The sequence below is a fragment of the Pseudomonas sp. 18.1.10 genome, from assembly GCF_024655625.1.
GTDB lineage: Bacteria > Pseudomonadota > Gammaproteobacteria > Pseudomonadales > Pseudomonadaceae > Aquipseudomonas.
Genome location: NZ_JANLGL010000071.1, coordinates 21,618 through 28,071 on the forward strand (window position 1 = coordinate 21,618; position 6,454 = coordinate 28,071).

The 6,454-nt window shown below is 63.7% G+C and carries 6 protein-coding genes; 2 read left to right on the plus strand and 4 right to left on the minus strand.

Annotation, left to right across the window (positions count from 1 at the left end; all coding sequences use genetic code 11):
* Window positions 1-23: 23 nt before the first annotated feature.
* The 3 genes from NUV89_RS14325 to dnaX all read right to left on the minus strand — a co-directional run bounded on the left by NUV89_RS14325 (window position 24) and on the right by dnaX (window position 3,686).
* On the minus strand, window positions 24-1,058 hold the full coding sequence (locus tag NUV89_RS14325; protein WP_257781828.1) for an NADP-dependent oxidoreductase: 1,035 nt from the start codon (window positions 1,056-1,058) through the stop codon (window positions 24-26).
* A 203-nt stretch (window positions 1,059-1,261) separates the two neighbouring features.
* Window positions 1,262-1,600: a YbaB/EbfC family nucleoid-associated protein gene (locus NUV89_RS14330; RefSeq protein ID WP_003175481.1), complete on the minus strand. Its 339-nt coding sequence runs from the start codon at window positions 1,598-1,600 to the stop codon at window positions 1,262-1,264.
* A gap of 43 nt (window positions 1,601-1,643) precedes the next feature.
* Complete coding sequence (gene dnaX, locus NUV89_RS14335) at window positions 1,644-3,686, minus strand: DNA polymerase III subunit gamma/tau (RefSeq protein ID WP_257781829.1); 2,043 nt, start codon at window positions 3,684-3,686, stop codon at window positions 1,644-1,646.
* A gap of 133 nt (window positions 3,687-3,819) precedes the next feature.
* Here dnaX and NUV89_RS14340 point away from each other — a divergent pair, with 133 nt between their 5' ends.
* The gene (locus NUV89_RS14340) at window positions 3,820-4,578 is read left to right on the plus strand and encodes an ABC transporter substrate-binding protein (RefSeq protein WP_257781830.1); all 759 of its coding nucleotides are present in this window, start codon (window positions 3,820-3,822) and stop codon (window positions 4,576-4,578) included.
* Here NUV89_RS14340 and NUV89_RS14345 read toward each other — a convergent pair.
* On the minus strand, window positions 4,529-5,428 hold the full coding sequence (locus tag NUV89_RS14345; RefSeq protein ID WP_257781831.1) for a DMT family transporter: 900 nt from the start codon (window positions 5,426-5,428) through the stop codon (window positions 4,529-4,531). The two genes, NUV89_RS14340 and NUV89_RS14345, sit on opposite strands and share 50 nt — an antisense overlap.
* A gap of 102 nt (window positions 5,429-5,530) precedes the next feature.
* On the opposite strand from NUV89_RS14345, the gene NUV89_RS14350 reads away from it, so the two are divergent.
* Window positions 5,531-6,394 carry a LysR family transcriptional regulator gene (locus tag NUV89_RS14350; protein WP_257781832.1) on the plus strand — a complete coding sequence of 288 codons (864 nt, stop codon included), beginning with the start codon at window positions 5,531-5,533 and terminating at the stop codon, window positions 6,392-6,394.
* Window positions 6,395-6,454 lie beyond the last annotated feature (60 nt).

Here is a 6,454-nt window from a genome sequence, read left to right on the forward strand (position 1 = left end):
CGCCCCGGATTAGCGTCAAATGCTCAATCCTGCGCGACGCGCACCACCAACTTGCCGAAGTTGCGCCCTTCGAGCAAACCGATAAAGGCTTCGGGTGCCTGCTCCAGGCCGTCCACCACGTCTTCGCGGAATTTCACCTTGCCCTCGCGCACCCACGGCACCATGGCGCTGATGAACTCGGGTTGGCGGTCGCCGTAGTCGTCGAACACGATAAAGCCCTGGATACGCACGCGCTTGGTCAACAACGTGCGTTGCAGCGCCGGCAACCGGTCGGGGCCGCTCGGCGGCTGATGGGCGTTGTAGCCGGCGATCAAGCCGCACAACGGGATGCGCGCCTTGGGATTGAGCAACGGCAGCACCGCGTCGAACACCTTGCCGCCGACGTTTTCGAAATAGATGTCCACGCCCTTGAAACAGGCCTGGGCCAGTTCATCGGCGAAGTCCGCGCTCTTGTGGTCGATACAGGCGTCAAAGCCCAGCTCGTCCACCACGTAGCGACACTTGTCCGCACCGCCGGCGATACCCACCACACGCAAGCCCTTGAGCTTGGCCACTTGCCCCACCACCGAACCCACTGCACCGGACGCGGCTGCCACCACCAGGGTTTCGCCGGCCTTGGGCTGGCCGATGTCCATCAGGCCCATGTAGGCGGTCATGCCCGGCATGCCAAGCACGCCCAAGGCCATGGAGGGGCTGGCGAGGCCCTTGGGCACCGGGATCAGGTTGTGTCCGTCGGAAATGCTGTGGCTCTGCCAGCCGGTGGCGCCGACCACCAGGTCACCCACTTCGAATTTTGGATTGCGCGACTGCTCGATACGGCTGACAGCGCCACCGGTCATCACTTCGTCGATTTCCACCGGCGCGGCGTAGGACGGTGCGTCACTCATGCGTCCACGCATGTAGGGGTCGAGGGACAGGTACAGGGTCTTCAGCAGGACTTGGCCGTCGGCCAACTCCGGCAGATTCACACGCTCCAGGCGGAAGTTTTCCGGGGTGGGGGCGCCCTGTGGGCGTGAGACCAGGACAATGCGCTGGTTCAAAGTCGGTTGTTGCGGCATCTGGGGCTCCTTTCGCGAATCCATCGGTATAGGGTGCAGACCATGATAGAGCGGTTGGGGTTCGATGTTTTATCAGTAGCAGCGCGGTGACAGCATCGCAGCGGTGCGGCGATCCGACAAGCCAGCTCCCACAGGGATCGCGGCGCGGGCAAAAAAATGCCAGGCACTTGGCCTGGCATTCGAGTCTAGCTAACGCTCGCCGATCAGAACGGCAGCTTCATGCCCGGTGGCAGTTGCATGCCAGCGGTCACGCCGCCCATTTTTTCCTGGCTGTTGGCTTCGATCTTGCGCACGGCGTCGTTGACGGCCGCAGCAAACAGCGCTTCGAGCATTTCCAGGTCGTCTTCGCCAACACCTGGCAATACGCTTGGGTCGATGCTCACGCGCTTGATGTCGTGACGACCGGTCATCACCACGCTGACCATATCGCCACCGGCTTTACCGGTGACTTCGGCGTTGGCCAGTTCTTCCTGCATCTTGGCCATTTTTTCCTGCATCTGCTGCGCCTGCTTCATCAGGCCGGCCATGCCACCTTTCATCATGGGAATTACCTCAAAGTACGTGGATCAAGTAAGTAGCCCGGTATCAGGACGCCTGGGGCACCGGAGCTTCGACAGGTTCAATAGTATCGTGACGGACGACCGCACCGAACTGTTGCATCATTTGCTGGATGAGCGGATCAGCGTGGATCGAGTCCTCGGCTTCGCGCTGGCGGTTGATGCGCCGGCGGGTCGCGGCCTGGGCCGGGGTTTCCTGCTCAGGCTTAATCAATTCGATGGCGATGGTCAGCGTGCGCTCATGGTACTGGTTCAGTGCGTCATTCAGGCGACGCTGCTGGGTGGCATTGAACAGGGCGCTGTGGGCCGGGTCCAGGTGCAGCAGCCAGTGGTCGCCGTCAATGGCGATCAGCGTGCAGTTGGCGGCGATACTGCCGGTCATGCCGGAGATCGGCAGTTTCGGGAACAGCTCCAGCCATTGCAGGGCCAGGCCGGTAGCCGGCGCCGCAGCGGGTTCCGCCTCGGGCTCGGGGGCCGGCTCGGCGGTGTGCTCGCTGGCCAGGTCGTCCAGGTAGCTGTAGGCCGAATCCATGTCCGGCTCGATGTAGTCTTCGTCCAGTGGCGGTTCGTCGTCGTCGATACCCGGCACAGCCGCTTCAACCTGGGCGACGGTCGGCTCCGGCACGGGCGCAGACACCCATTCAGGGGCGTCCGGCACCGCGCTGTCCGGGATCGGCGTGGGCATTGGCGTCAGCTCGGGCTGCTCACCGGTGGTTTCCAGTACGGGCTCCACGGCGGGCTGTTGCTCGGCTTCGGGTTCAACCTCGGCTGCCACCGGGTCGTTCCACGGCAGGTCAACGACTGGCTCGGGCTCGACCACAGGAGGCGGTTCAACCACGGGCGCAACCACCACCGGCTCGGGAGCCTGCGCCGGTGCAGCAACCACTGGCGCGACAACTGCCGCGCCAGCCACTGGTTTGGCGGAATCAACTGTGGCCTGGCTGATCCCCACTGGCTTTAGCGGCTGTCTCGGCGCGTCAGCCGCGTCGGCGGGCCGGAACGCCAGCATGCGCAGCAGGACCATTTCAAAGCCACCACGCGGGTCCGGCGCCAGGGGCAGGTCGCGACGACCGATCAGGCCCATCTGGTAGTAGAACTGCACATCTTCGGCCGGCAGCGCCTGGGCCAGGGCCAACACGCGGTCGCGGTCGCCATGGCCGTTATCCACACCCTCAGGCAGGGCCTGGGCGATGGCGACGCGGTGCAGCACGTTGAGGATTTCCGAAAGCACGCCATTCCAGTCCGGGCCTTGCTCCGACAGGTGGCGCACGGCTTCGAGCAACGCCTTGGCGTCGCCTTCGATCAGCGCGTGCAGCACGTCGAACACCTGGCCATGGTCGAGGGTGCCGAGCATGGCGCGCACATCGGCGGCCATGACCTTGCCTTCACCAAAGGCGATGGCCTGGTCGGTGAGGCTCATGGCGTCACGCATCGAGCCATCGGCGGCGCGGCCGAGCAGCCACAGCGCGTCGTCTTCGAACGGCACGTTCTCGACACCCAGCACGTGGGTCAAATGCTCGACTACCCGCTCGGGGGTCATGTTTTTCAGGGAGAACTGCAGGCACCGCGACAGAATCGTTGCAGGAAGTTTCTGCGGGTCGGTGGTGGCCAGGATGAATTTGACGTAGGGCGGCGGTTCTTCCAGGGTTTTCAACAAGGCGTTGAAGGAATGGCTGGACAGCATGTGCACTTCGTCGATCAGGTAGACCTTGAAGCGCCCGCGGCTCGGCGCGTACTGCACGTTGTCGAGCAGTTCGCGGGTGTCTTCGACCTTGGTGCGGCTCGCGGCGTCGATCTCGATCAGGTCGACAAAGCGCCCTTCGTCGATTTCCCGGCACACCGAGCAGGTGCCGCAGGGCGTCGAAGTGATACCGGTTTCACAATTCAGGCATTTGGCAATGATGCGCGCGATGGTGGTCTTGCCCACCCCGCGGGTGCCGGTGAACAGGTAGGCGTGGTGCAGCCGCTGGCTGTCCAAGGCATTGATCAGAGCCTTGAGCACATGGGTCTGGCCGACCATTTCGCGGAACGAGCGCGGACGCCATTTACGTGCAAGAACCTGATAACTCATCGAAAACCGTCGCAACTGGGAAGCGGAAGCCGGTAATGCTAGCGGAGCAAGGGGGAAATTGCATCCGGCACGCTCGCCTAATCTGACTAAGCTCATCGCACTGGCCCCGAAAAGGCCTGAACCCGGAGAGCATATGCGCGTAGTCCTGGGCGCTTTATGGATGATTGCCACGGCTAGCCTAGCGGCGCCTGCACCGCTGCGTTTCTCGGTTTCCGACAGTTGGGCGATGCCCATGGTGCAACTGGAGGACGGCCGGCCTACCCAGGGTATTTTGTATGACTTGATGTCCAGCCTCGCCACCCAGGTCGGGCGCCCGGCGCACTTCCACGTGCTGGCCCGGGCGCGCATCGCCGCCGCCATGGAGCACGGCGAGGTGGATGTGCGCTGTTATGTCGCCCAGGCGTGGGTCGATGACATGTCCGGCGACTACACCTGGAGCGTGCCGCTGTTTGTGCAGCGCAACCTGCTGGTCAGCACCCATGTGCCCGCGCAGGCCGTACAGCTAGACAAACTGGCACCGCAGTTGATCGGCACGGTGCTCAACTACCGCTACAGCACCCTCGACCCCTTGTTCGCCAGCGGCCAGCTCATCCGGGACGACGCCCGCAGTGAAGAGCAGGTGCTGCATAAACTGGTGGCCGGGCGTTTCAAGTACGCGGTCACCAATGAATGGATACTCGACCGCTTCAACCAACGCCTGGCGCCTGGCCGGCGCTTGCACAAAGTCGCGGTGCTCGAAGAACAAAGCCTGGGCTGCACCGTGCGCAACGACCCGAATGTGCCGGTGCAACGCATCCTGCGCACCTTGTTGCGGATGAAAATGTCCGGCGAAATCGACGACATCATCCAGCTGTACACCGGGGAGCGCGCCCCCGGCGCCCCTCCAGACTGATCGCCGCCACACTGGCCAGCACGATCACCCCGCCCAGTACCACGTTTGCGGCAATCTGCTCGCCAAGCAGCGTCGCGGCCATCAGCATGGCCACCGGCGGGATCAGGTACATCGCGACTGACGCGCGGCTGACCTCGACATGCTTCAACACATAGGCCCAGGCCAGGTACGCCAAGGCACTGGGGAAAATCCCCAGCACCAGCACCGCCAGGTTCTCCGCCAACGGCGCCTGCGCCACGGCGGCGGGCAGGCCTGGCAGGTTGACGCCCAGCATCAGGGTGCCCGCCCACACCATGTAGCACGCCAGCGTCAGCGGGCTGTAGCGATGGGCATAGTGCTTCTGGATGGCGAAATACACACTCCACGACAGCGCCGCCAGCAGGATCGACAAGCCACGCGGGTCGATGTCGCTCACACCTTGGTTGCCCCACATCACCATCAGCACGCCAAGCAACCCCAGCAGCACACAACCCCAGCGCCAGGCGCTGACCCGCTCCTTCAGGGCGAAAAAAGCGATCAACACACTGAACAGCGGCGCCGACTGCGCCAACACGCTGGACGCTGCCGCCGTGACGAATTGCTGCCCATAGTTGAGGCTGGTGTGGTGCAGGAACACGCCGAAAAACCCCAGCACCAGCAACCACGGCAGATCCCGCAGGCGCGGCCGGCCAATGCCCAGCACCAGCGCCACGCCGCCCATGAACAGCGACGCAATCAGAAACCGCAACAAGGCCAATTGGCCGGGGCTGTAGCTGTGCAGCCCCATGTGCACGCCAATCGGCGAATAGGCCCAACAGAGGATGACGCTGGCAACCACTAGCGTAAGCTTCAAGGGTGACGGGGAATTCATCGAAGGCATCCAGGAACAGAGAAGGAATGCCGTCAGTCTTGGCCCCGGTCACCCGCAGGACAATTAACCGTTTCTGACTTCTGCAATCACTGGAACTGAGCAATGGAACTGGCCCAACTGAAGATGGTGCGAGCCGTGGCGCAAACCGGCAGCGTGGCCCAGGCCGCCGTGCAATTGCACTGCGTGCCGTCCAACATCACCACGCGCATCAAGCAACTGGAAAACGAGTTGGGTACACCGCTGTTTATCCGTGCCGGGCGCGGGCTGGCGATCAGTGCTGCCGGTGAGATTTTCCTGGAGTACTGCGAGCGCATCCTCGCGCTGGTGGACGAATCCAAGCGCGCCGTGGACGCCAATGCCATTCCTCGCGGCACCTTGCGTATCGGCGCGGTGGAATCCAGCGCCAGCGGGCGCCTGCCGCCGCTGTTGGCGGAGTATCACCGGCGCTACCCGGATGTCAGCCTGGAGTTGGTGACCGGCGCCTGGAGCCAACTGCTCGACGACCTGCAACACCATCGCCTGGACGTGGCACTGGTGGCCAGCGGCGGCAAGCGCGCCAAGCTCGAACACAGCGTGGTCTACAGCGAACGCCTGGTGCTGATCGCCAGTGCATCCAGCGCACCGATCCACAGCGCCGCAGACCTGGCCGGGCGCACGTTGCTGGTGTGGCCACCGGGCTGCCCCTATCGCGCGGCACTGGAAAACTGGGTCAAGCCGCAAGCGTTCAAGCCGAGCATCGCCAGTTATGCCAGCTGGGGCACGATCATCGGTTGCGTAAGCGCAGGGATTGGCGTGGCGTTGGCGCCGGAAGGCATTCTGGCCCGCTATGAGCAGGCCAATCAGCTGGCGTCGTATCGGTTTGAAGAGTTGCAGGCGGTGGACAACCTGCTGTTCTGGCACGCGGACACCCAGCGGCATCTGGCCAGGGATGCGTTTGCTGGATTACTGCGCGAGACCTTTGGCTGACACTTACCCCTGTGGGAGCGGGCTTGTGTGGGAGCGGGCTTGCTCGCGAAAGCGGTGGGT

Bases quoted from the DNA above. Each gene is read 5' to 3' on its own strand.
- NUV89_RS14325 (WP_257781828.1), bottom strand. From the start codon at position 1,058: ATGCCGCAACAACCGACTTTGAACCAGCGCATTGTCCTGGTCTCACGC.
- NUV89_RS14330 (WP_003175481.1), bottom strand. From the start codon at position 1,600: ATGATGAAAGGTGGCATGGCCGGCCTGATGAAGCAGGCGCAGCAGATG.
- dnaX (WP_257781829.1), bottom strand. From the start codon at position 3,686: ATGAGTTATCAGGTTCTTGCACGTAAATGGCGTCCGCGCTCGTTCCGC.
- NUV89_RS14340 (WP_257781830.1), top strand. From the start codon at position 3,820: ATGCGCGTAGTCCTGGGCGCTTTATGGATGATTGCCACGGCTAGCCTA.
- NUV89_RS14345 (WP_257781831.1), bottom strand. From the start codon at position 5,428: ATGAATTCCCCGTCACCCTTGAAGCTTACGCTAGTGGTTGCCAGCGTC.
- NUV89_RS14350 (WP_257781832.1), top strand. From the start codon at position 5,531: ATGGAACTGGCCCAACTGAAGATGGTGCGAGCCGTGGCGCAAACCGGC.